This window comes from Actinacidiphila sp. bgisy160 (assembly GCF_965342435.1).
Taxonomy (GTDB): Bacteria; Actinomycetota; Actinomycetes; order Streptomycetales; family Streptomycetaceae; genus Actinacidiphila.
Map to the genome: position 1 here is coordinate 51,141 of NZ_CBDRCM010000014.1, position 24,003 is coordinate 75,143.

Annotated in this window: 16 protein-coding genes; 6 read left to right on the forward strand and 10 right to left on the reverse strand. The window is 73.7% G+C overall.

Annotation, left to right across the window (positions count from 1 at the left end):
* Positions 1 to 44: 44 nt before the first annotated feature.
* A complete protein-coding gene (locus ACRWNP_RS14365) occupies positions 45 to 1,415 on the reverse strand; it encodes an alpha/beta fold hydrolase (protein WP_431961586.1) in 1,371 nt (456 codons plus the stop codon).
* A gap of 211 nt (positions 1,416 to 1,626) precedes the next feature.
* Here ACRWNP_RS14365 and ACRWNP_RS14370 point away from each other — a divergent pair, with 211 nt between their 5' ends.
* Positions 1,627 to 2,613 carry an ArsR/SmtB family transcription factor gene (locus tag ACRWNP_RS14370; protein WP_431961587.1) on the forward strand — a complete coding sequence of 329 codons (987 nt, stop codon included), beginning with the start codon at positions 1,627 to 1,629 and terminating at the stop codon, positions 2,611 to 2,613.
* 65 nt (positions 2,614 to 2,678) lie between these two features.
* On the opposite strand, the gene ACRWNP_RS14375 is transcribed toward ACRWNP_RS14370, so the two are convergent.
* The 3 genes from ACRWNP_RS14375 to ACRWNP_RS14385 all read right to left on the reverse strand — a co-directional run bounded on the left by ACRWNP_RS14375 (position 2,679) and on the right by ACRWNP_RS14385 (position 6,579).
* Positions 2,679 to 4,412, reverse strand: coding sequence for an MFS transporter (locus ACRWNP_RS14375; RefSeq protein ID WP_431961588.1), 1,734 nt, complete (start codon positions 4,410 to 4,412; stop codon positions 2,679 to 2,681).
* A 484-nt stretch (positions 4,413 to 4,896) separates the two neighbouring features.
* A complete protein-coding gene (locus ACRWNP_RS14380) occupies positions 4,897 to 5,754 on the reverse strand; it encodes a hypothetical protein (protein WP_431961589.1) in 858 nt (285 codons plus the stop codon).
* Between the two features lie 48 nt (positions 5,755 to 5,802).
* Positions 5,803 to 6,579 carry an SGNH hydrolase domain-containing protein gene (locus tag ACRWNP_RS14385; RefSeq protein WP_431961590.1) on the reverse strand — a complete coding sequence of 259 codons (777 nt, stop codon included), beginning with the start codon at positions 6,577 to 6,579 and terminating at the stop codon, positions 5,803 to 5,805.
* Positions 6,580 to 6,719: 140 nt separating this feature from the next.
* Here ACRWNP_RS14385 and ACRWNP_RS14390 point away from each other — a divergent pair, with 140 nt between their 5' ends.
* Positions 6,720 to 7,172, forward strand: coding sequence for a universal stress protein (locus ACRWNP_RS14390; protein ID WP_431961591.1), 453 nt, complete (start codon positions 6,720 to 6,722; stop codon positions 7,170 to 7,172).
* A 477-nt stretch (positions 7,173 to 7,649) separates the two neighbouring features.
* Here ACRWNP_RS14390 and ACRWNP_RS14395 read toward each other — a convergent pair whose 3' ends face one another.
* From ACRWNP_RS14395 to ACRWNP_RS14405, 3 genes are all read right to left on the reverse strand, one after another.
* On the reverse strand, positions 7,650 to 7,850 hold the full coding sequence (locus ACRWNP_RS14395; protein ID WP_431961592.1) for a hypothetical protein: 201 nt from the start codon (positions 7,848 to 7,850) through the stop codon (positions 7,650 to 7,652).
* 652 nt (positions 7,851 to 8,502) lie between these two features.
* Positions 8,503 to 9,957 carry a dihydrolipoyl dehydrogenase family protein gene (locus ACRWNP_RS14400; RefSeq protein ID WP_431961593.1) on the reverse strand — a complete coding sequence of 485 codons (1,455 nt, stop codon included), beginning with the start codon at positions 9,955 to 9,957 and terminating at the stop codon, positions 8,503 to 8,505.
* Positions 9,958 to 10,115: 158 nt separating this feature from the next.
* Positions 10,116 to 10,559 carry a VOC family protein gene (locus tag ACRWNP_RS14405; protein WP_431961594.1) on the reverse strand — a complete coding sequence of 148 codons (444 nt, stop codon included), beginning with the start codon at positions 10,557 to 10,559 and terminating at the stop codon, positions 10,116 to 10,118.
* 180 nt (positions 10,560 to 10,739) lie between these two features.
* Between ACRWNP_RS14405 and ACRWNP_RS14410 the strand changes: the two genes are divergently transcribed.
* Positions 10,740 to 11,501 (forward strand): GNAT family N-acetyltransferase, encoded by a 762-nt coding sequence (locus ACRWNP_RS14410; protein WP_431961665.1) that lies wholly within the window; start codon positions 10,740 to 10,742, stop codon positions 11,499 to 11,501.
* 269 nt (positions 11,502 to 11,770) lie between these two features.
* Positions 11,771 to 14,068 (forward strand): SpoIIE family protein phosphatase, encoded by a 2,298-nt coding sequence (locus ACRWNP_RS14415; protein ID WP_431961595.1) that lies wholly within the window; start codon positions 11,771 to 11,773, stop codon positions 14,066 to 14,068.
* A 496-nt stretch (positions 14,069 to 14,564) separates the two neighbouring features.
* Here ACRWNP_RS14415 and wrbA read toward each other — a convergent pair whose 3' ends face one another.
* On the reverse strand, positions 14,565 to 15,176 hold the full coding sequence (gene wrbA / locus ACRWNP_RS14420; RefSeq protein ID WP_431961596.1) for an NAD(P)H:quinone oxidoreductase: 612 nt from the start codon (positions 15,174 to 15,176) through the stop codon (positions 14,565 to 14,567).
* A gap of 474 nt (positions 15,177 to 15,650) precedes the next feature.
* On the opposite strand from wrbA, the gene ACRWNP_RS14425 reads away from it, so the two are divergent.
* Complete coding sequence (locus ACRWNP_RS14425) at positions 15,651 to 16,649, forward strand: helix-turn-helix transcriptional regulator (RefSeq protein ID WP_431961597.1); 999 nt, start codon at positions 15,651 to 15,653, stop codon at positions 16,647 to 16,649.
* A gap of 226 nt (positions 16,650 to 16,875) precedes the next feature.
* On the forward strand, positions 16,876 to 21,339 hold the full coding sequence (locus ACRWNP_RS14430) for a S8 family serine peptidase (protein ID WP_431961598.1): 4,464 nt from the start codon (positions 16,876 to 16,878) through the stop codon (positions 21,337 to 21,339).
* Positions 21,340 to 21,535: 196 nt separating this feature from the next.
* On the opposite strand, the gene ACRWNP_RS14435 is transcribed toward ACRWNP_RS14430, so the two are convergent.
* Together ACRWNP_RS14435 and ACRWNP_RS14440 are read right to left on the reverse strand one after the other, a co-directional pair.
* Entirely contained in the window at positions 21,536 to 22,561 is a 1,026-nt protein-coding gene (locus tag ACRWNP_RS14435) for a cytochrome d ubiquinol oxidase subunit II (RefSeq protein WP_431961599.1), read from the reverse strand.
* Positions 22,558 to 23,988, reverse strand: coding sequence for a cytochrome ubiquinol oxidase subunit I (locus tag ACRWNP_RS14440; RefSeq protein ID WP_431961600.1), 1,431 nt, complete (start codon positions 23,986 to 23,988; stop codon positions 22,558 to 22,560). The genes ACRWNP_RS14435 and ACRWNP_RS14440 overlap by 4 nt, the downstream gene beginning before the upstream one ends.
* Between the last annotated feature and the right edge of the window lie 15 nt (positions 23,989 to 24,003).

Below are 24,003 nucleotides of genomic sequence, written 5' to 3' on the forward strand. Positions count from 1 at the left end.
CCCGGGGCTCCTCTCCCCGGAGCGTCCCACGGGCCACCTCGGGCTCAGCGTCCGAGGAGGAAGTCGTGGACCGCCTGGCGGCCCTCGTCGCTCGTCGCGCGGCTCTGGACGGAGTGGGCGGCGCCGTGGACCACGACGACCTCGGCATGCGGGGTCAGCTTCTTCTGGTCGTAGAGCCATTCCAGGGGCGTCGACAGGTCCCGGTCGCCGCCGAGCAGCAGCACCGGGACGCCGGGGAGGCGGCGGTGGGCGGCGGGCAGCGGCGGGGCCGGGGTGCGGGGCCAGTCGAGGCAGCTGAGCATGGAGCCGAGGCCCGTCGCCGTGGCGGCGTCGAAGGGGCCGTGGTCGGCCGGGGTGAGTTCGCCGGCCGCCTTCTCCAGCGCGTCCCGGCGGCCGGCGACCGGGGCGTCGGACCGGCCCCAGGGGTAATGGCCGTCGAGGCACAGCGTCGCCGCGTGGAGTCCCTGGCTGAGTTCCTCAGCGGACGCCGCGTTTCCCTGCCGTGTGCCCTGGATGAGGCCGTTCAGCAGTCCGGGGGCGCCCTCGGCGGCCTGGTGGAGGGCGTCGATCATGTCCGCGTAGTCCGGGTCGACGAACTCCCATGTGGTGATCGCGTCCAGGACGTCGACCCCGTTGCCGTAGGTTGCCACGACCTCGGCCAGGTCCGCCGCCGGGTCCGTGGTGCAGCCGATGCTCTCGCAGGCCTGCCTCAGCACGCGCGGCGCGGCCCGCATGGCGGCGAGGTCCATCGGATCGTAACCGGTCTGCGGCACCACCGAGTCCAGCACCATCCGGGCCACGCGCCCGGGGTGGGCGAGGGCGTACCGTTCGGCGGTGTACGTGCCGTACGAGACCCCGTCGAGGGTCATCTTCCGTACGCCCAGCGCACGCCGCAGCAGTTCCAGGTCGGCGACCGTGTCGCCGGTGGCGTAGAAGCGGCGGTTCGGGCCGATGGCCGCGGCGCAGTCCCGCACCGCGTCCGCGGTGGGCGGTGTGAGGTCGGACGCCCCCATCTGCTCCTGCAGCCCGGGGCATTGCAGCGCGGTCCCACCGGTGCCGCGCTGGTCGATCATGACGAGTCGGTAGTCCTTCAGCACCGGCGCCATGGCCTTGCCGATCCCTTCCACGAAGGGGACGCCGGGCTGCCCGGGGCCACCGGTCAGGAACAGCAGGACGCCCTTGGGGGCGTCCACGTTGTCCCCCATGGCGACCTTCAGGCCCAGCCGGCCGCGCACCGCACCGCTGTGGTCGAGCGGGACCGTCAGCGTGGCGCAGCTGAAGCCGTCCAGGCCGGGGCAGGCCGCGGTGCCGGAGAGCCCCCCGCTCTCCCCGGCCGGCCCCGCGGTGCCCCGGCCCTGCGCGGACGACGTACAGGTGCCCGACACCATCAGCAGGCCGGCGGCGGCCAGTGCCACCGCCGCCCGTGCTCCGGACCTCCGCGTCCCCCGTGCCTTCCCGGCCCCGCGCTTCGCCCGCATCGCACGCACCCCCGCCCTCCGGCGTCGTCTGTGACCCTGCCGTCCGTCGGCCATCAGACTGCGCCAAGGGGGCTCGCCACGGCGAGAGTCCGTGCCACGATTCGAGCACGTTCGAAGGAATCCGGGTTACCGGACGGCAGGGAGCAGGATGATAGAACTCACCGTGGACGCGGCCGGGTTGGCCCGTTCCCACTTCGCCGTCTCACCGCTGCACGAGGTCGCGGCGACGTTGCTGCCGTGGGGCCTGCGCCCCGGTCCGGAGGCCGATCCTTGGGTGACGCGGGCCCGTCGCGTACTGCGCCGTGCGCGGCTGCCGCTGCTGTCGGAGCTCGCGCTCGACGGGAGCGGCTACTTACCGGACTTCCTCAGCCCGCATCCGTCCGGGCCCTCCCCCACCGTCGAGGAGGAGCTGGAGCGCGTGCGGGCCACACCGCCCGGGCGTGTCCTGGGCGAGTTGGAGGCGCTGCGCGACGGCCGGCCCCGCAACGGGCTGGCCGGATCGGAGCTGCCGCCCGGGGTCCGGCGGGCGATGGCGCGGGGCGGCGGGCACGTCGCCCGGCAGGTCGCGGAGGAGCTGCGGCGGTACTGGGAGCTCGCGTTCGCCCCGCACTGGCCCGACGCCAAGGCCGCGCTCGACGCGGAGGTCGACCGGTGCGCCGGCGTGCTGGCCCGGCAAGGAGCCGCCGGGATGTTCAACTCGCTGCACCCCGGGATCCGGTGGACCGGCGGCACGCTGCGCGTCGAGAGCCGGTTCTCGGTGGGGATCGCCGCGCCCCTGGTGATCGTGGTGCCGTCGCTGGTGGCGGGGGCACCGGGCGTGGCCGTGGATCCGGTGCGGGGCGGACGGCGGCCGCCGATGGTCGCCTACCCGGTACGGAACAGGCCGGCCGCGCCGGTACCCCCTTCCGCCGAGCTGGCGGGCCTGCTGGGCCCCACCCGCGCGGGGCTGCTCGGCGCGCTGGCGCGGCCGGCGTCCACCACGCAGCTCGCGGCGCGTCACTTCCTCAGTGCCGCCACGGTCTCGTACCACCTGGGCGTGCTGCACCGGGCCGGTCTCGTGTCCCGCTCGCGGTCGGGCCGGACGGTGCTGTACCGGCGTACGCCCGCCGGATCGCGGCTGACGGGCAGGGGCTGACCCCGGCGCCCCCCGGCGGTCCCGGAAACCCCCCGCCCGCCGCGGGGCGGACCAGGGGCCGGCGATCAGGCTGTGACGGTCTCGGCGGGCAGGGCCAGGTCGAGATCGACCAGCCGCTCGTCGCCGGCGTGCGTGGCCGCCGAGGCGAGGGGGCCGTGCCCCGCCGCGCGCGCGGCCAGCACGTACGCGCCCCCGGCCGGGACGGCGAGCGCGTAGCTGCCGTCCTCCGCGGAGAGCGCCGCGCCGGCCTGCCGGCCGCGGCGGTCGATCAGGGTGACCTTGGCACGGGCGACCGGGGCGCCCCCGGCGCCCACGACCCGGCCCCGGAAGCCGCGCAGGACCTGCTCCGCACGCGCCAGGCCGGCTTCCTCCTCGCCGCCCGCGCGCACCCGCAGGCCGGTCCGCCGGCCGGGCAGGCCGACGGCGAGCAGCAGGCCGACGAGGACGGCGCCCGTGGCGATGAGGAACGAGAGGCGGAACCCGTGCATGGTCGGGAGGGCGACGCCGTTCACGTGCTGCGCGCTGTTGGCGAGGACCATGCCGATCACGGCGCTGGACACCGAGGTGCCGACGGAGCGCATCAGGGTGTTGAGGCCGTTGGCGGCGCCCGTCTCGGAGGGCGGCACCGCGCTGACGATGAGCGCCGGCAGCGAGGAGTACGCCAGGCCGATGCCGGCGCCGAGGATCACCGAGGTGAGGACCGTCTGCCAGACGGCGTCCATCAGGCCGATGCCGCCGCCGTAGCCGGCGCCGATCACCAGCAGGCCGGTGATCAGCGTGATCTTCGGGCCGAAGCGGGCGGACAGGCGGGCGTAGACGGGGGCGGTGAACATCATCGTCAGGCCGAGCGGGGCCACCGCCAGACCGGCGACGAGCATGGACTGGCCGAGGCCGTAGCCGGTGGCGGCGGGCAACTGGAGCAGCTGGGGCAGGACCAGCGAGACGACGTAGAAGCTGACCCCGACCATGATCGAGGCCAGGTTGGTGAGCAGCACTTCACGGCGGGCGGTCGTGCGCAGGTCGACCAGCGGGGCCTTCACCCGCAGTTCCATCACGCCCCACAGCAGCAGGACGACGGCGGAGGCGCCGAACAGTCCGAGCGTGGTGCCGGAGGACCAGCCCCAGTCGCTGCCCTTGGTGATCGGCAGGAGGAACAGGACCAGGCCGGCGGACAGGCCGAGCGCGCCGAGCAGGTCGAAGGAGCCCTTCGCACGCATCGGGGACTCGGGCACGACGGCCAGGGCGAGGACGATGGCGAGCACGCCGAGAGCGGCCGCGGCGTAGAAGAGCGCGTGCCAGTTCGCGTGCTGGGCGATCAGCGCCGCGCCGGGCAGCGCGAGACCGCCGCCGACGCCGATGGAGGAGCTCATCAGGGCCATCGCCGAGCCCAGCCGCTCACGCGGCAGCATGTCGCGCATCAGCCCGATGCCGAGCGGGATGGCGCCCATGGCGAAGCCCTGCAGCGTACGGCCCACGATCATGGTGAGCAGCTGGCTGGTGGCGGCGCTGATCACGGCTCCCACCACCATGACCGAGAGGCTGCCGATCAGCATGCGGCGCTTGCCGTAGAGGTCGCCGAGGCGGCCCATGATCGGGGTGGCCACGGCGCCCGAGAGCAGGGTGGAGGTCAGCACCCAGGTCGCGTTGCTCGGGGCCGTGTGCAGCAGCTGCGGCAGGTCCTTGATGACCGGCACGAGCAGGGTTTGCATGACCGCGACAACGATGCCCGCGAAGGCGAGTACCGGGACGACCGCCCCACTGGCTCTCCGGGCGGGCAGGTCGGTCGTCGTGAGCGTCATGGGGCGGGGCCTCCGGGCAGAGGTCGGGACCGTGGTGGTGGTCGTGCGTGCGGCGTACCTGACGTGCAACCCCGTATGCCAAGGCAACTATTCCGTCACCCGGAAGTCACAAAACACGCTTTTGACTGGATTGTTCGACTTTAGCACCAACGTGATCGGGCCCCTTGGGTCTCAGCAGCCCATTCTGTGATCTCTCTGAGATCTTCCTGTGCGGGGCGGTGCGGGTGCCCGGGTTGCCGGTAGGGGTGCGCCCAGGGCGGCGCACCCCTACAGACACCCGACACCGACACCCGACACCCGACAAGGAAACGTTGCTGAGACGTCCCGTCAGCAGATCCGTCTCCCGGGCAGCGATCGGTCTCGTGGCGGCCGCCGCTCTTGCCGCCGGGTTCGGCTCCGCGGCAGCCGCCCTCGCCGGCGACGGCGCCCCGCTGCCGGGCACGATCACTTCATACGGGAGGGCCAGGAGGGCCGGAACCGGGAGCTACCGCCTGCCGCCGACGAGCGCCACGGGCCCGCCGGTGAAGGCGTCGAGCAGGATCCGCCCGCCCAGCGGCCGGTCCAGGTGGACGGTGACCGGGTCGGAGAGCAGTTGCGCGGTGCACGGGCTGTCGCTCCCGCCACGGACCGTCGCGTGGAGCACCACGCTGTCGCGGGTCTCCAGCACTTCCACGGCCGGACCGTCGTCACAGGCACCGTGCCCGGCCAGGACGGTGACATTCCGGCCGTCCTCGGCGACCTTGCGCAGTCCTTGCAACGGCATCCCGGCATCGGTGGCCTGGGACAGGGCGGCGATCGGCGCGCGCGGCAGCCTCGCGGGGTCGATCGCGGCGCGCACCAGCGGGGTGTCGTAGCCGTCGAGCGTGAAGTGCCAGGCGGGAACGCGCGCCTCGCCGCGGCTGGTGAGCAGGGTCATCTCGCCGAATGCGGCCTTCGTGACGGTGAGCAGGGCCGCGCGGTCTTCCGGCCCCTCGTTGAACTGGTCGTAGGCCTGCTGCGCGGTCATCGGTGTGACGCGGCGCGACGTCCCGTCCGCCCAGCGGATGCGGCCCTCACGCCCGGTTCGGGGAAACGCTCCGCGGTGCTCGAAGTTCCGCGTGAGGTAGGCCCGCTTGTCGGCTTCGGTGCGGAACGCGTTGTCCGGGAGGCGGACCATGTCCTCCAGCGGGTAGAAGCCCTCCCGCCACGATCGCGCCGCCGCCGAACCCTCCCAGGCCTTGGCGACCTCCCGCATGCGTGCGGCGGCCGCACCGCTGTCGTCCGTCGCGGACACCGTCCGCGCTCCGCATCCGACGGATCCCAGGAACAGGCAGATGACTCCCACCAGCACGATCGGTCTCATGACGCCTCCCCCTGCAGCGGCCCCCTCGGGCCCTGCAGGTGTGACGTGTCACCCGGGCAGCCGGTTCCGTGCGGACCGGATCGCAGTAGGGCGGTGCGCGGCCTGGATCGGACGACGATGAGGTCCCAGGCTGTCATCGCGTCGCCGTGCCGCCAGGTGGGCGGCGGCCTCCGAGTCGCGTCCCAGCCGCTCGAGCGCACGGCCGAGCAGGTGGTAATAGGCGCGAGCCAGAAGGATGCGGATGGCCGGATGGTGGCGACATGGGTCGACGATGCCACTCAGGAAACGTGCCGCCGCTGTGTGGTGCCGGCTGTTGAAATAGTGCCTGGCCTGCCGTCCGGAATGGGAGAGAAGTGGTGTGAGCCGAGGGGCCAGGACAGGGGCGAGGGCTTCGGCATAGGCGTCGGCGATGTGGCTGTCGTCGCGGTACACGAAGACGTTGCCGACCGCGACGCGGCAGGTGCCGTCCGGGGCGCAAAGCCAGGGCTCGGGGTCGATGACGGTTACGCCGCCCGCGCGGGCGGCCTGGCGCACGGCGGTCCGGCGGACCGGGTCCTTTGTCGCCTCGGGGAGACGCTGGGTGCAGCGCGACAGGCGCAAGGGCGACACGCTCGGCCAGGCACCAGCCGCTGCGACCGTCCCGGCACGTCCCGCCGAGGTGCGGCAGGGCAAGGTCCGCCCGGCCGTGCGCAGCGCATCGAGGCCCTCGGCGACGAACTCCTGCCCGTGCCGCCCGTCATCGCCCCGGTCGAGGTGCTCGCCGCGAAGCTGCCCGGCTGGCGGGGCGGAGGGTACGGCAGAGACCGGGCACGAGGGCTCCGCCACGGACGGCCCCGCCGGTCGGCGCACACTGTGAACGGAATATTCACGCCATACGACAGCGCTGGTCAGGGATGCCCCACCAGCGCGGGCCTCCACTGAGTCCGCGAACCCTGTTCAGCCCTGGAAGAAGAGAAAAGGTATCCATGTACCAGCGCATCCTGGTTGCCGTCGACTCGAGCCCCTCCCGCCAGACCGTCCTGCGCACGGCCGGGGACATGGCCCGGCTTACCGGCGCCGCGGTGCACGTCGTGCACGTGCTCGCCTCGACGGTCGCCTTCGACACCGTCATGGACCTGGAGGAGGACTCGGCCGCCGGCGCGGTGGTCGACGAGGCCGTCGCCACGCTGCGCGGCATGGGCGTCGAGGAGGCCGACGGTGAGCTCGTCCGCGACGTGACCACGCAGGAGGTCGCCCGTGCGATCTCCGCCGCGGCGGAGCAGTTCAAGGCAGACCTCCTGGTCCTCAGCCCCCACCACCGGGGTTCGTTCGCGGCCCTCTTCAACCCCCGTGTCAGCGACGCCGTCGCCCACACCAGCCGCATCGCGGTGCTGCTCGTCCCCGAGGAGCGGGCCGAGGGCGACGGCTCAGCCGCCTGACCAGCCGGGTCGCCCCGTCCGGCTCCGGCGGGCCGGACGGGTGGGCCCGGGTCAGCGGCGGCCGCGCCGCCGGGTGCCGCGGATGAGCCGCCGCGCGGCGAGGTGTCCCGAGCCGCCGAGGCCGGGGCCGGGTGGGCGGAGGCGCGGATGTGCCACAGCCGGGGGACGGGTGTGGCGTGCCGGGAGGCGCCGGGCAGCGGGCGCCGCAGGAGGCTCTGGTCGATTTCAGCGGAGCCTCCGCAGGGGTCGCCTGACACCGCGTCGGGGTTGTGGCCCACAAGGTCGGCGGGAGTGACGGTGTCCCAGGCGAGCACCTTCCCGGGCAGGTCGGAGGCGTGGCGGGCGACCCGGGCCAGGACCCGGTCCGCGTAACCCTCGGTCAGCGCCTTGGTCCAGCCGCCGGGGTGCGCGCGGGCCTGGACAGCCGCGATGTCGAACACGCCGCGGCGCGGGGTGGCCGGCGCGCGCCGTCGGGGCTCACAACCAGCCGCGCCGGGCCGCCGCGAGTCCGGTCTGGAAGCGGGTGGCCGCGCCGAGTTCGGTCGTGAGCCGGTGAATGCGGCGCTGGGTGGTGCGTGTGCTCCAGCCCCGGGTACGGGCTATCGCCGTGTCCGTGAGCCCCGAGGCCGGCAGGGTCAGCAGGGTCCGTTCGGCGGGCACGGCGACGAGTTGGTCCACGGAAGGCTGATGAACTCCGTCCAGCTGGACCCGGCGACCCGCTGAGCGGGGGTCCGGGGCGGGAGGCGACGGGTACCGCCTCCCGCCCCGGCCACGGCGCCCGCGCCGGTCCTCAGGCCGGCGCGGGCTCCGGGCCCGCGGCGCGGCACCTGCGGGCCGGGCCGCGGGCCGCCCACTCGTGGACCGGCCCTACGACCGGCCAGGCGAACGTCCAGGCAAACGTCCGGACGACCGTCCAGGGCGCGCGCACGCAGGCCAGGAGCCCGCTCGGGCGCGCCCGGCGGCGAGGGTGGGCGCGCCGGTGCGTGTGGTGTGCGCCGTACGGCAGTGCGGGGTCGGGGTTCATGGGGATCACCTCGTCGTGGCCGGGCCGTCGTCTCGGGTGTTGCCTGGCCCCAGCACACAGGGGACGGACGGTGCTGTCATGCCCCGCGATCGCGTGGCTTGATGGGCCTCCGCCGGCCTGGTAAGCCCTGTCGTCCTGGCCCCGCCTCACGGGGAGGTGCCCGCCCCCGTCCGCGGAGCGTCGCACGTTCGACAACTCTCCCGGTGAGGACCGGTAGGGTGCGTGCCCCGGCGCACCTCACGGATGGCTCAGTGCGGCCAGCGGGCGGCGCCGCCACCGCTCACCCCGGGTCACTCCGGTGCGGCGTCAGGCCTTGCGCATGTCCCGGTAGGTCTCCAGCACACGCAGCCAGACCTCGCTGATCGTCGGGAACGCCGGGACGGCGTGCCACAGCCGGTCCACCGGGATCTCCCCGGCGACGGCGACGGTCGCCGAGTAGAGCAACTCCTGCACTCCCGGGCCGACGAAGGTGACGCCGACCACCGTGCCGCGGTCCGGGTCGATGAGGACGCGGGCCTTGCCCCGGTAGTCCTCGGCGTACTGGACGGCCCCGGCGAGCCGGCCGATGTCGTAGTCCACGACGTCCACGCGGCGTCCCGCCGCCTGTGCCTCGCGGGTCGTCAGGCCGACGGAGGCGATCTCGGGGTCGGTGAAGACGACCTGCGGCACGGCATCGGTGTCGGCGGTCGCGACGTGCGCGCCCCACCTGCGGTCGTCGACGGGCTCACCCTTGGCCCGCGCGCCGATCACCGCACCCGCGATGCGCGCCTGGTATTTCCCCTGGTGCGTCATCAGGGCGCGGTGGTTGACGTCGCCCGCCGCGTACAGCCAGCCCTCGGCGACGGCCGTCACCTGGAACGTGTCGTCCACGGTCAGCCAGTCGCCGGGGGTCAGGCCGACCGTCTCCAGGCCGAGGTCCGTGGTGCGCGGGGCGCGGCCGGTCGCGAGGAGTATCTCGTCGGCGAGCACCGTCCCGCCGTCCGCCAGCGTGACGCGCACCGGGCCGTCCGGGCCGTCCTCGCGCGCCACGGAGGCCACGGAGGCACCGAGGCGTACGTCCACACCGGCCTCGCGCAGGGCGTCGGCGACCATCTCCCCGGCGAACGGCTCCATCCGGGCCAGCAGTCCGCCGCTCCCCCGGACCAGCATGGTCACCTCGGAGCCCAGCGCCCGCCACGCGGTGGCCATCTCGACGGCGACGACGCCTCCCCCGACCACGACCAGCCGGCCCGGCACCGCGTGGGCGCTCGTCGCCTCGCGGTTGGTCCACGGACGGACGTCGGCGAGCCCCGGCAGATCCGGGAGCAGCGTCGTCGTCCCGGTGGCGACGACGACGGCGTGCCGCGCGGTCAGCCGGACCGCACCGCCGTCCGGCGTGTCCACCACCACCTGCCGGGGGCCGTCCAGGCGGCCGTGACCGCGCACCAGGTCGACGGATACGGAGTCCAGCCACTCGACCTGGTCGTCGTCCTTCCAGTTCGCGGAGAGCCGGTCGCGGTGGGCGAGGACCTCGGCCACGTCCAGCGGTCCGGCGACCGCGTTCCTCAGGCCGGGTATGCGGCGGGCGTCGGCCCGTGCCACCACGGGCCGCAGCAGTGCCTTGCTGGGCTCGCACGCCCAGAACGAGCACTCGCCGCCGAGCAGTTCGCCCTCCACGAGCACCGTGGCCAGTCCGGCGGCACTCGTCCGGTCGGCGACGTTCTCGCCGACCGGGCCGCCGCCGATGACGACGACGTCGTATTCCCGGGAAGTGCCGCTCATCGCTTGACCCGTCATTTCGTCGGACTTCATGGCCTGCTTCCAAAGGGGCGGGAGGAGACCCGGTCACGGCCCGCGGTGCCGCGTAGGGGGATCCGCGGCACCGCGGGGGACCGGGGGGAGGGTCGGTCGTCGGGGGGAGGCGGGGAGGGCGGGCGGGGTCAGCGACCCGGCAGGCGCTCCGTGACCTCCTGGAGCGCCCAGCCGTTGCCGTCCGGGTCCGTGAAGGTCGCGAAGGAGCCGTAGCTGGCGCGCTTCGGGTGCGGGCCGGCGACCCGGGCGGTCTCACCGGCGTGGTGGAAGACGCCGCCCGCGTCGTGGAAGACCTCGCTGATGTCGACGCCGCGGGCGGCCAGCTCCGCGCGGGCCGCCACGATGTCCTCGACGATCAGGTGGAGGCCCTGCACGGAGCCAGGGGCGGCCGTGGTCACGCCGTCACCGAAGAGGATCGAGGCCCCGGATCCCTCCGGCGTGAAGTGGACGACGCGGTAGCCGTCGTCGCCGACGTAGTCGACGTCCAGCCGGAAGCCCAGCGCCGCGTAGAAGTCCTTCGCCCGGTCCACGTCGGACACGGGCAGCACCACAACCTCAAGCTTCAGATCCATCGAGTTCTCCCAGTTCTGCATAACGTCACCGCTTTGACTGGTGACGAGCATGGCCTAGCGATTCGTAACCTGTCAAGGCGGTGACGCCTCCCGGGCGTGCCGCCGCGTGCCCAGGTCCGAGGCGCGGGCGGCCGCGTGGCCGCACAGGCGGGTCCGGGTATCCTCCGGGGCGTGACCGAGATGATCAGCAGTGCCGCGGTGGACGCCCTGGACGGGGCCATGGAGCGGCTGACGGACTTCCTGCCCGGCGCGTTCACGCGGCAGGGCCCCAAGGGCGGGCGACTGGTGTGCACCGGCCTCCCGGTGGCCCTTCTCAACACGGTCCGCACCGGTCCGGGACAGGACCCCCGGGAGACCGGGTCCCTCGCCGAGGAGCTGTCCGCGACAGGGCTGCCCTGGAGCATGCAGGTCCGCGGCGAGGCCGACCCGGAGCTGACGACGCTGGCGGCCCGGTTCGGCCTCACGTCCACCACCAGGCTCCCCCTGCTGGCGTGGGACGCGGCATCGCTTCCCGGGCTGCCCGCCGCGCTGCCCGCGGACGGCACGGTGCGCAAGCTCAGCGGGGAGGACTCCGGACGGTACTCCGCCGCGCTCGCGGCGGGATTCGGCATGCCCGGGGAGATCGCGGACGCGTTCGCCCTGCCCGCGCTCCTCGACGCCCCCGGCATGACCGCGTTCACCCTCGACGTGGCCGGCGAAGCCGTCGCGACCGGGTTCAACGTCCTGGTCGGCGGCCACGTGGGGATGTTCAACGGCTCCGTGCCGCCCCGTCACCGGGGCAACGGTTACTACCGCGCGCTCGTCACGGCCCGGCTCCGGGACGCCGTCGCGTCCGGGGCCCGCCACGCGGTCACGCAGAACTCCCCCATGTCCCGCCCCCTCTACGAGTCCCTGGGCTTCCGGCTCGTGGAGACGTGGACGTACCTCACCCCCGCGGGCTGACCCCGCGCCCGGTGGCCCGGCGGGCGTCGCCGCCGCTCACAGGGGTCACGGTGACGGATCTTCACATGGCGCATCCACGACGACGGCGACAGCAACGGCGCATCAACCGAACGGCGGCCACGGGCACCGGGACGGGGCGCCCCCGCGCTCCCGGGCGCTTGCTGGTACGGGGGTACCCGGGAGGGCTGAGCCGATCGGCGGAGCTGTCGCGCGGGCGGGCCTGCCGCCGGTACGGCGCGGGCAGGCATGGAGCCGGAGGTGCGTGGTCCATGCCCAGCGGTGACGTGCTGGTTCTCGTCGGCGAGGACGGCCGGGTGGTCGAGTGGGGACGTCCGGCCGAGCGGCTGTTCGGGTGCTCCGCCGAGGAGGCCGTCGGCCGGCCCCTGGGCACGCTGCTGCACAGGATCGCCGCGGGCGCCGGAACCCACCGCGCGGAGTTTCCCGGCGAGGTCGCGGTACGGATCGAGCCGGTGCTGCGCGGCTCCTCGGTGCAGTGGCGCGTCCTCACGGCGGGGGACCCGGCCCTGTCGGAGCAGGACGTGGCGATCCTGAGGACCGTCTTCGCCCACACCCCCATGGAACTGCTCGTGCTCGACCGCGCATTGCGCGTGGTCCGCGCGAGCGCCGCCTTCGGCACGGCACGCGGCGCGCGGGCCGGGAGCCCGCTGGGGCGGCACTTCACCGAGGTGTACGACCTCCACGGCCCCGAGGAGGAGGCCGACGTGGCACGGCGGGTCCTGGAGAGTGGGGAACCGGTCCTGAACCGGCTCGTGCACGGCGCCGGGTCGCCGGACCGGCGCGCGTGCCGTGTCCGCTCCGTCTGCTATTTCCGCCTGGAGGACTCCCGGGGTGAGGTGCTCGGCCTGGTGGCGTCCGCGGTCGACGTGACCGACCGGGAGAAGGCGCAGGGCCGGCTGGACCTCATCGAGCGGGTCCGTACGCGGATGGGCCACGTACCCAACGTGGGCCTGGTCTGCCAGGAGCTGGTGGACGCGGTCGTGCCGGCCCTCGCCGACACGGCCGTGGTCGAGTTGGTCGACGACGTCGTCCGCGGGGAGGAACCGCCGAAGGTGCCCGTCCACCCCGACGTCCCCCTGCGGCGGGCCGCGTTCCGGGGCCGTCTGCCGGCGTACCCCGTGGGCGAGGTGCGCCCCCTGCCGCCCGGCACGCCGTTCTCGGCCGTCCTGTCCGAACCCAGGGCCCGCCTGGTGCCCATCGACGAGCACGCCCCGTGGCTGGCCGCCGACCCGGCCCGGGCGGACGCCATCCGGGGAAGCGGCGCCCACTCCCTGATCGTGGCCCCGCTGGCCCTGCGCGACCAGGCCCTCGGCGTGGTCCACTTCTACCGCCACCAGAACCGGGAGCCCTTCGACCAGGACGACGTCACGGCGGCCTCCGCCGTGTGCGCGCACGCCGCCCTCTGCATCGAGAACGCCCGGCGGTACATGCGCGAGTGGATCATCGCCTCGACCCTCCAGCGCAGGCTGCTCCCCGGGCAGCCGGGGGGACGGCCCACCGTGGAGGTCTCCCGGCTGCACCATCCCGGGCCGGAGGGCGGCGGGGCGTGGTCCGACGCGATCCCGCTGCCCGGCGCGCGGACCGCGCTGGTCGTGGGCGACGTGGCCGGGCAGGGGATCGTCGCGGCCATCACGATGGGGCTGGTACGCACGGCCCTCCACACCCTCGCCGCCCTGGACCTGCCCCCGGACGAATTGCTGGCCCGGCTGAGCGAGACGGCCGCCCGCCTCGCCGCCGCGTCCGCCGCGCTGCCGCAACTGGGCCGCGAGCCGCTCGACATCGGGTGCGCCATCGCGGTGTACGACCCGGTGGAACTCACCTGCACCGTCGCCCGGGCCGGTCTGCCGGAGCCGGTCGCGGTCCTCCCGGACGGCACCTCGGCCACCCTGTCCGTCCCCGCGGGTCCGCTGCTCAGCGGACAGGATGACGCCCCCTTCCCCACGACCACCGTCGAACTCCCCCCGGGGAGCACCCTGGCCATGGCGACGACCTCGTTCGCCGAGCGGTTCCTGGCACCGTCCGCTCCTCTGCGCCCGCTCCTGGACGGCGCGGGCACCCGGCCCCTGGCGGACGTGTCCGGCGCCATCGGGTCCGCGTTCGCCGGCCCGGAAGAAGGCGACGAATCGGCGATGCTCCTGGCCCGTACGAAGGCGCTGCCCTCGGACCAGGTGCTGACCTGCGCGCTTCCGCCCGGCGCCGAGGCCGCGCCGATCGCCCGCGCGGCGGCCCGACGGCAACTGGCGGCCTGGGGCGTGGCCGAGGAGACGGCGTTCACCACCGAGGTCATCGTCAGCGAGTTCGTCGGCAACGCGGTGCGTTACGGCGCTCCGCCCCTGCAACTGCGCCTGGTCCTGGAGCAGATGCTGACCTGCGAGGTCAGCGACACCGCGGCCGGCGCCCCGCACGTGAGACACGCGCGCACCGTCGACGAGAGCGGGCGGGGCCTGTTCATCGTCGCCCGCCTCGCGGACCAGTGGGGCGTCCGCTACCGGGCCCAGGGCAAGACGGTGTGGGCCCAGCAGCCCATCGAGCCCAGGGGCGGGCCCTGACCGGTCCCAGCGTCACCTCTGCCCGCGCTGCCCTTCCCCCGGGGGCGAGGGAGCCGTGGAGCGAGGAGGGGCGGGCCACTGCCCGGCCGCGGCGCACGTACCTCATGGGCCCCCGCCGGGTCCGAGGGTCTCGCGGATCCTGGGCTGCGACGCCTTCCACCTGGCCGAGGACCTTCTCACCCAGCCGGTACTGATGGGGGCAGGCGACGCGGCCGCGCGGTGGGCGACCACCGGGCTGCACACCCGGGGAGCTCGCGAGACCCGGGAACGGAGCAGGCCCGAGACCTCCCAGGACACCGAGATCGACGGCGTCGAGGTGCGCCGCCTGCGGCGGAAACCACTGGGGTCCACCTCGCCCGCCCCTGCGCCTGACGCACACGGGTGCCGACGGGGACGGGTCGGTGGCGCCTCCGGCACGACGGAAGGAGGCGCCGCCGAGTGGGCGAACGGCGCACCCGCGACGTACCGTCCGAGCGGGTGCGCCGTCAGCGTGGGATCAGCCCGCGAGGCCGCGGTTCAGCGCGGCGGTGAGCTTGATGACGCGCTCGGTCTGGATGCGGGCGGCGGTGCGGGTGGTCTCGTTGACCGGGTTGTTGCCCTGGGCGTCCACGTGGGAGGTGCCGTAGGGGTTGCCGTCGACGAACTTGGCGGGGTCGGTGTAACCGGGGGTCACGACGATGCCGCCGAAGTGGTGGATGGAGTTGTAGAGGGCGAGGAGGGTCGACTCCTGACCGCCGTGGTTGGTGGCGGTGGAGACGAAGCCGCTGTACACCTTGTCGGCCAGCCTGCCCTGCGCCCACAGGCCACCGAGGGTGTCGATGAACTGCTTGAGCTGCGAGGACATGTTGCCGAAGCGGGTGGGGGTGCCGAAGATGACCGCGTCCGCCCACTCGACGTCGCCCGGGGTGGCCACGGGGATGTCGGCGGTGGCGGCGTGGTTGGCGGCCCAGGCCGGGTTGGAGTCGATCGCGGCCTGCGGGGCGAGCTCCGCGGCCTTGAGCAGCCGCACCTCGGCGCCGGCCTTCTCCGCGGTCTCGGCCATCTCCTTCGCGATCTCGGTGATGGTGCCGGTGGAGGAGTAGTAGACGATCGCAAGCTTGATCGACAAGGTGGTTCCTTTCGAGGAGGACCTTCCCCACGCATCGAGGGTGCACGGTCCAGGGATCCCGCGGCCCGTGGGGCGGGCCGCGCTTCACTGGTTGAAGAATAAACAACATTGGGGCACCCCTGTCCACCGGCCGCGGTGCGAGGAATGTCACGCCGCCCACCCAGGGGACCCGTGAGCCCGAGGCCAGTGACCCCGAAGCTGTCCGCGGCGGCACGGCGAGCCGGACGGCCGTGGGATGCCCCGGAGGGCGGGACGCCCCGGGGCCGCGTCATCGCTCGCACGGTCGGCAGGCGACACGGAATCGCGCCGCGCCGGCCGCCGCCTCCGGCCAGGAACGGCGGGTTGTGCGGGTGCGTCGCCCTCGCCTGCCCGCGGGGCCCCGGCCCGGGGCGGCCGGCCGGCGCTTTGAAGTTGTCGCCCGTTCTTGGTTCGATCTCGTCGGCGGCGTGGTGGACGGCAGGAATGGATGCTCTCGTGGAGAATGACGCACCGCTCGCGTGGGTCGGGGTGGACGCGGTGGCGGAGCGGGCCTACCGCCTCCTGCTGGCCCGCGACAGCACGACCGTCGACGACGTGGTGGCCGCCCTCGGCGTGACGGCGGACGAAGGGCTGGCGGTGCTGGAACGGCTCCACCACGCGGGGCTGATGAGCCGTCGCTCCTCCGGGGAGTTCTTCACGGTCGACCCCCGGCACGCGCTGCGCGCCCTGGTCGAGTCGCGCGAGCGCCAGTTGGCCGCGGTGCGCAATGCGGCCGGCCCGCTCGGGGCACTCTTCGACGCGGCCAGGAGGGCACGGGACGGCGGCCCCGGCACCGGCGTGATCAGCGGCCTGGAGGCCGTCGGGGATCGCTACTACCGGCTGAAGCAGACCGCGCGGACCGAACTCTGCGCCCTCGACCGCCCGCCCTTTCTGCTTGCCCCGAACGAGCCGCTCGACGAGGCGGCGGTACGCCGCGGCGTACGGGTGCGCGCGGTCTACGCCGCCGCCAGCTTCGAGGCCGACGGCGGGTGGCAGGAACTGGGCAACCTGGTGTCGCGCGGGGAGGAGGCCAGGGTCGTGCCGGCCTTGCCGATCAAGCTGGCGATGGCCGACCGGTCGGCCGCGATGGTGTCGCTGAGCCTGTCGGTCGGGAGCGCCGAGTACCTCTACACCGAATCGCCGCCCCTGCTGGAGGCCCTGGGTGAATTCTTCGAGAACTACTGGTCGGTGGCCTCTCCCTTGACCGAGGGCACCGACTGCCGCACGCTGCCCGGTGAGACGGCGGCCGGCACCGACCGGGCACGTCAACCCACCGACGAAGAACGGACGTTGCTGGCACTCTTCGCCGCGGGAGTCAAGGACGAGGCGATCGCCCGTCAACTCGGCATCTCACCGCGGACGCTGCGCCGCAGGATCCAGGACCTGTTCGCCGAACTCGGCGCCACCAACCGCTTCGGAGCGGGGCTCGCCGCGGCCCGCCGCAACTGGATCTGAACGGCGTCACTGGCCCCTTCCGGCCACTGGCCGGTATCGGCAGCGCAAGTCCTTGGTCACCAAGGAATCACCCGGCTAGAACTGGTGTGCGCCCGCACGGCGTCCCCCTCGGCCGGGATGCCCGGCCACCCCGCACGAAGGAGCCTTGGTGGCACCACCTGCCCATCATCCCCCGCGCCGTCCGGCGATACCGCGGTCCCTGACGGCGCTCATCGCAGGCGTCGGCGTGACCCTTTCCACCGCCGCCGGCCTGACCCCGGCCGCCGCCGCGCCGCTTCCCACCCCGCCCGCCCTCGTGGCCCAGCACACGGGACAGGCACCGAAGTCCGGCGAAGCGCCCGCTGCCGGACGGTACATCGTCACCCTGCGCGAGCCGTCCGCGGCGACGTACACCGGAGGCGTGGTCGGCAAGGCCCGCACCGCGCCTCGCGACGGTGAGGGCCTGAAGGCCGGCTCGCCCGCCGTGAAGGCCTACCGCGGCTATCTGCGGGAGCGCCAGGCCGACACGGCCGGCGCGGTCGGCGCCCGGGTGATCTCGTCCTACTCCGCCGCTCTCAACGGCTTCACGGCCGAGCTGCGGCCGCGGCAGGTGGAGGAACTCCGCGCCGACCCCACGGTGGTGTCGGTGGTCAAGGACGACCTGCGCAAGCCGCTGGCCGCCGTCAACTCCACGGACTATCTGGGCCTCAGCGGCGAGAACGGGGTGTGGGCCGGCAACGGCGGCGTCGCCGGCGCCGGCAAGGGCGTGGTGGTCGGCGTCATCGACACCGGCATCGCCCCCGAGAACCCCTCGTTCGCCGGAGCCCGGCTCGGCACCGAGCCGGGTCCGGAACCATACCTGGACGGCTCCGCCATCACCTTCCGCAAGGCGGACGGCGGCACCTTCACCGGCACCTGCACCGCGGGTGTCCAGTTCACCGCCGCGGACTGCTCCACCAAAATCGTCTCCGCGCGCTACTTCGTCGACAACTTCGGCGCCACCCACATCGGCGGCGCCGAGATCGGCGAGTACCTGTCGCCTCGTGACGGCGAGTCGCACGGATCGCACACCGCCAGCACGGCGGCGGGCGCCAACGGCGTCGAGGCCGAGGTCGCCGGGAAGCCGCAGGGCACGATTTCCGGTGTCGCGCCGGCCGCCAAGGTCGCGGCCTACAAGGCTTGCTGGAACGGTCCCGACCCGAGCGAGACCAGCGACGACGGTTGCGCCACCGGTGACCTGCTGGCCGCGATCGACGCGGCCGTCGCCGACAACGTCGACGTCATCAACTACTCGATCGGCGTCGCCGACGGCGCCGGCAGCACCGACTCCGTCGTGGACGAGGCGTTCCGCAACGCCGCCGTGAGCGGCATCTTCGTCGCGACGGCCGGCGGCAACTCCGGCCCTTCGGAGAGCACCGTCGACAACGCCTCGCCGTGGATCACCACCGCGGCGGCGAGCACCACCCCGACCCGCGAGGCCACGGTGGAGCTCGGCGACGGGCAGAACGTGCTCGGCGCGTCCATCTCGCTCCCGGCGAACGGCGCCAAGGTGACCGGCCCGCTGGTGGCCGCCTCGGCCGCCGGGACCGCGATCGCCACCCGTCCGCGGTTGTGCGGTCCCGGCAACCTGGACGGCGCCAAGGTCAAGGGCGCCATCGTGTTGTGCGAGCGCGGCACCTACGACCGGATGGCCAAGTCGGCTGAGGTCAAGCGCGCGGGCGGCATCGGGATGATCCTGGTGAACCCCTCGCCGGATTCGACGGACCTCGACGCCCACGCCGTCCCGACCATCGCCGTCGACGCGGACGGCTACGACGCGCTGCTCTCGTACGCCGGCACCGAGGCGCCCAAGGCGACCCTGGTGGACGGCAACCCGCACCACCTGACGTCGGCCGCGGTGCCGCAGATCGCCGGCTTCTCCTCCCGCGGCCCGCTCCGCGCCGACGGCGGCGACCTGATCAAGCCCGACCTCGCGGCGCCGGGCGTGGGCGTCCTCGCCGACGGCGCCAACGCCGCCGGCCAGAAACCCACCTTCACCTTCATGTCGGGCACCTCGATGGCGTCCCCGCACGTGGCCGGTCTCGGCGCGCTCTACCTGGGCCTGCACCCGCGGGCGACGCCGGCCGAGATCAAGTCCGCCCTGATGACCACCACCCGGCCCACCCTGACCGGGACGGGCGAGGCGTCCGGCGACGTCTTCGCGCAGGGCAACGGCCAGGTGGACGCCACCCGTTATCTGCACCCCGGGCTGCTGTACCTCAACGGCCCCGAGGACTGGACGCGGTACGTCGCCGCGATCAAGGGTGACACCACGGCACCGGCTCCCACCGACCTCAACCTGGCGTCGATCGGCGTCGGCACGCTCGCCGGCCGGCAGACCGTGACCCGCACCGTGACCTCCACCGGGCCCGGCACCTACACCGCCGACCCGGTACGGATCCCCGGCGTGGACACCGTCGTCGAGCCGAAGTCGCTGACGTTCACCAAGGCGGGCCAGTCCGCGACCTTCAAGGTGAGCTTCACCCGCACCACCGCCCCGCTGGGCGAGTACGCCACGGGGTACCTGACCTGGCGCGACGGTGCGCAGAGCGTGCGCAGCGCGGTCGCGGTGCGACCGGTGGCGCTGGCCGTGCCGACGACCGCCGCCGCTTCCGGCAGCACGGGCCGGACGACCGTGAACATCAGCGGCGGTGAGGACCGCGACGTGCCGCTGAAGCTCACCGGGCTCGCCCGGGGCCTGCGGGAGCAGGGCTCGGGCACGGTCGGCGGACCCGCGCGGACGCACGTCGTCGAGGTTCCGGCGGGAGCGGATTATGCCCGGTTCACCCTCGACTCCGCCGACGACACGGCCGACTTGGACCTGTCGGTGTACAAGCTGAACGAGTACGGCGACACGGCCCTGGTCGGGCGGTCCGCCACCGACTCCGCCGACGAGCAGGTCGAACTGGGGAGCCCCGAACCCGGCTTGTACGAGGTCGAGGTGACCTTCTTCGGCGGGTCGGGACCGCTCGACTTCACCGTGTCCAGCTTCACGCTGGGCGGCAAGGGCGCCGAAGGCTCGTTCACCGCGCAGCCCACCACGGCGCACCTGAAGGCCGGAAGCACCACCCCGGTCGCCCTGTCCTGGAAGGGCCTGCGGGACGGGTCCGTCTACCTCGGGCGCGTCGCGTACGGGGACACCGGGCGCACCACGTACCTGACCGTGACCGCCGACCCGCGCACCGGGCCGCCCCGCGCTCCGGGGGGCCGTGCCACGGTCACCGTCAAGCCCGCCTACGCGGTGCCGGGTCAGTCCGCCGTCGTCTGGGCGACGGGTCTGACCCCGGCCGTGGACTTCCAGATCCGGGTGAAGGGCTCCGGCAAGGTCCTGGCGAGCGGCCGCACCACCGACGACGGCGGAGTGGGCCGTCTGGTGACCCTGCCGTCCGACATCGCCACCGGGAGGCAGACGCTGGAGGTGAGGTACGGCAGCCGCCGCACCGGCGGCTCCTTCACCGTCAGCAAGCTGGTCGTGGGTGACGTCGGTCACGGCGACGCCCACGCGTTCGACGGCAACCCGCTCGCCTCGATGACCGGCGCCATCAGGGGCAAGGGCACAGTGCGCGTCACGGTCCGCGGGACCTCCGGCACCTACCTGGACCGGACCCTGCCCATCGACGCGAGCGCGCTGAACTGGTACGGCTGGGCGTCCGACCCGGTGGAGACCAGGGCGGAGAAGCTCACCGCCACGCTCACCGTGGTCGCTGACCACGGCCGCCCCGGGCAGAGCACGTCGGTGACCTGGACGCCCGCGGCGATCAAGGCGAGCACCGCGTCGATCACCGAGGACCGCGCGGCGAAGCACACCGCGAAGGTGACCTACACCAACAACTCCGAGGTGGTGGTCTTCCCGACCCTGCGCTACAAGCTGACCAACGGCGACCTGGTCTTCGCCACCCTGCCGACCGATCCGCAGGACACGCTCACCCGCTCCTATGACACGACCGGGGTCGACCGCCTCGACCTCGTGCTCGACGGGGCGACCGTGGCGACGTACCTCAACAAGGACAGCGCCCGGAAGAGCGGCAAGCCCGCGATGGCGGAGCCGTTCTACGCGACCTTCCCGCACGGCGGCACGGGCAGGCACCACGGCGGGCCCGCGCAGCTGGAGATGACGGTGACCAACCGCCCGGCCGCGTACAGCGCCGGCTTCGGCCTGACGGTGGGTGAGGGCCCGGAGGTCTACGCGGGCACGTCGCTCCTGCTCAACGAGCCCATCCCCACGCCGGTCAGCGACAAGGAAGGGGCGCCGGTCTCCCGGACCGTCACGGTGCCCGCCGGGCAGCCGCTGTGGGCCACCGCCTACTTCGAGATCAACGGCCCGATCTTCCAGGCCCTGGTCGAGCGGCGGCTCCTCGTGCCGGCGGTCGACGCGGACGACCTCGAACCGGTGCGCGGCTCCGGGTCGCGACCGGCCTTCGTCGTCGACGCGATGCCGAGGGAGGCCACCGTCCGTTCCACCGTCTCGGTCACCGCGGCGGGCCTGTCACCGCGGGAACGCTTCACGGTGCGGCTCGACGGACGGGTCGTCGGCTCCGGCCGGGCGACGGAGGAGGGCTTCGCCCACGCGTTCGTCACCGTCCCGAACGGCCACGCGAAGAGCCTGACGGTCCGGGTGACCGGCACCGGCGAGGGCCGTACGGGCGAGACCGTGCTCGGAGTCTCGCACTAGCCGGAAGACGGCTGAGACTCTTGTTGTGGGGCCGCCCCGGCCGGAGGCCGGGGCGGCCCTTACGAGCTGTTCCGCCGCCGGCAGCGGGACGGCACCTGGCATCGGATCCTCACCGCCCTGCGGGCGGCGACGGCCCCGCTCCCGGCCGGCCCGTGCTCTTCTTCCCCGCTCATCTGACGGCCCGGCACCCGGGCGCTCAGCGCCCGTGTTCGGACACCTCCTGCTCCGGCGGCCGCAGAGCGCCCCGGTTGGCGAGCCGGAAGAGGAGCGCGAGGGAGGGGAAGATCAGGAGTCCGGCCACGACCGCGACGCCGATCGTCACCGCCAGCGTGGCCTCGGGGGCCGCCGCCGCGCCGATCTCGACGTGGGTGCCGAGCAGGTACGGGTACTGGGCGACGCCCCAGCCGAGCACGACCAGGGCGACGGCGGCCGCGGCGAGCCCGCGCAGGAACCTGGTCCGCTCACGCCACATCATGACCATGGTCGCGACCCCGCAGAGGGCGGCCAGCAGCACCAGCGGCAGGGCGCCGTGGCTGAGCCGGCGGAACAGGTGCGGGGAGTCCTGGCGCAGGACGAACACGCCTGCGATGCTGACGACTCCGGTCAGCGCGGCGGCGAGCAGGGCCCTGCCGCGGAAGTACCTCTGCAGGGTGTGGTCCCGCTGCTGACGGGCCGCCACGTACAGGTAGGCGGCGGCGAGGTAGGCGCAGACCAGGACGGCCAGCACGCCGCCGAGCACGGATGTGGGGTTCAGCCAGCTGGTGACGGGGTCCCCGTTGCCCGCGGTGGGCACGCGTCCGGAGGCGATGCCTCCGGCGATCGACCCGAAGCAGTACGGGGTCAGGACCGATGACGCGGCGAACGCCACACCGTACAGGCGCTGCTCGGGGGTGCGCAGCGAGGCCTTGCGGAAGGCGAAACCTGCGCCGCGCAGCACGATGCCGAGCACGGCGATGCCCAGCGGGATGTAGAGGGTCGTGGTGATGGCGGTGAACGCGCTCGGGAAGCCCGTCCAGAGGAAGACCAGGCAGTAGATGAGCCAGGTGTGGTTGGCCTCCCACACCGGGCTGAGCGAGGTGTCGATCAGGTGCCGGGGGCGCCTGCCCCGCTCGGCCCCGCCCGCCGTCAGGTCCCAGAACCCGGCGCCGAAGTCCGCCCCGCCGAACAGGCAGTACGCGATGACCCCGAGGAAGAGGAAGGCGGCGACGGCCTGCGGCATCATTCCTCCGTCCCGGCGCGCGCGCCGACGGGTTCCGGTCCGGTGCGGGGTCCGTAGGGGACGTCCACGCTGTCGTCGCCCTCGGCCTGCCAGCGCCGCTTCATCGACAGCAGCACCGTCACCGCGCCGACGCCCACGGCCGCGTAGATGACGATGACCGACCCGAAGAACGGCCACAGGTTGCCCTGGGTGGTCACCGCGTCGCGGGTGAGGAGGTGCCCGACGACGGTCCAGGGCTGGCGGCCGACCTCGGTGACGACCCAGCCGCTCTCCAGGCAGGCCACGGCGGCGAGTCCGCTGACCGCACAGCACCGCAGGAACCAGCGCTGCCGTTCCCAGGAGCGCCTGCGCCACCACAGCCAGGCGAACCACACGGCGAGCGCCAGCAGGGCGAAGGTGAGCCCGACCATGACGTCGAAGGCGAGGTGGACGGTGCTGACGGCCTGGTCGGAGGGGCGCACCTGCGCGGGGATCGCATCGAGCCCCTTGATCTCGGTGGAGGGGCGGAAACCGGCCAGCAGCGAGGCCATGTCGGGGACGGGGAGCCCGTATCTGACCTGTCCGTCGATCAGCACGCCGCCGAGTGTCTCGGGGACGTGCGTGCCGGTGTCCGGCAGCAGCTCGATCGCGGCGAACTTGGCGGGCTCGGAGTCGTAGACGTAGCGGGCGATGGTGTCCCCCACCACGATCTGCAGGGGCAGCGCGACGGCGGCGGTCACGAACCCGATGAGGAACCCGGTGCGGTGGTAACGCGAGGTGCGGCCGCGCAGCATGCCCACCGCGTAGACGCTCGCCACCGCGAATCCGGCGACGATGTAGGCGGCCAGCAGCATGTGCAGGAACTCCCATCCGAAGGCCCCGTTGAAGAAGACCTCCGCCGGCCGGACGGCCACGATCCTGCCGTCGCGCATCGTGAAACCGCCGGGCTGGTTCATCCAGCTGTTGGCCGCGATGACGGCGCCCGCGCCCCCGATGCTCGACAGCGCCACCGGTACGCCCGTCCAGAAGTGCGCCCAGGGGGACAGGCGGTCCCAGCCGTAGATGTAGATCGAGACGAAGATCGCCTCGAGGAAGAAGAACAGCCCCTCGATCGCGAACGGGAAGCCGAACGCCGGGCCGTATCCGCGCATCAGGCCCGGCCAGAGGATGCCGAGCTCGAAGGAGAGGACGGTGCCGGTGATCGCCCCCACGGCGAACAGCACCGCGGCCACCTTGGACCAGCGCCGCGCGAGCCGCATGGCGTCGGCGTCCCCGCGGCGCAGACCACGGTGGTTCGCGATGAGCATCAGTGTCGTGAGGGCGACGCCGAACGGCACCAGGATGATGTGGAAGCCCAGGGTGAAGGCCATCTGCTGACGGGCCGGGAGCAACTGGGCGGGATCTCCCGCCGCCGCGAGGCCCTGAGCCAGCGCGTTCCAGCCCCCCGTCACCCTCCGTACCGCCCG

Excerpts from the sequence above, each read along its gene's own strand:
- ACRWNP_RS14370 (WP_431961587.1), top strand. The coding sequence starts at position 1,627 with ATGATAGAACTCACCGTGGACGCGGCCGGGTTGGCCCGTTCCCACTTC.
- ACRWNP_RS14375 (WP_431961588.1), bottom strand. The coding sequence starts at position 4,412 with ATGACGCTCACGACGACCGACCTGCCCGCCCGGAGAGCCAGTGGGGCG.
- ACRWNP_RS14380 (WP_431961589.1), bottom strand. The coding sequence starts at position 5,754 with ATGAGACCGATCGTGCTGGTGGGAGTCATCTGCCTGTTCCTGGGATCC.
- ACRWNP_RS14390 (WP_431961591.1), top strand. The coding sequence starts at position 6,720 with ATGTACCAGCGCATCCTGGTTGCCGTCGACTCGAGCCCCTCCCGCCAG.
- ACRWNP_RS14400 (WP_431961593.1), bottom strand. The coding sequence starts at position 9,957 with ATGAGCGGCACTTCCCGGGAATACGACGTCGTCGTCATCGGCGGCGGC.
- ACRWNP_RS14405 (WP_431961594.1), bottom strand. The coding sequence starts at position 10,559 with ATGGATCTGAAGCTTGAGGTTGTGGTGCTGCCCGTGTCCGACGTGGAC.
- ACRWNP_RS14410 (WP_431961665.1), top strand. The coding sequence starts at position 10,740 with ATGATCAGCAGTGCCGCGGTGGACGCCCTGGACGGGGCCATGGAGCGG.
- ACRWNP_RS14415 (WP_431961595.1), top strand. The coding sequence starts at position 11,771 with ATGCCCAGCGGTGACGTGCTGGTTCTCGTCGGCGAGGACGGCCGGGTG.
- ACRWNP_RS14435 (WP_431961599.1), bottom strand. The coding sequence starts at position 22,561 with ATGATGCCGCAGGCCGTCGCCGCCTTCCTCTTCCTCGGGGTCATCGCG.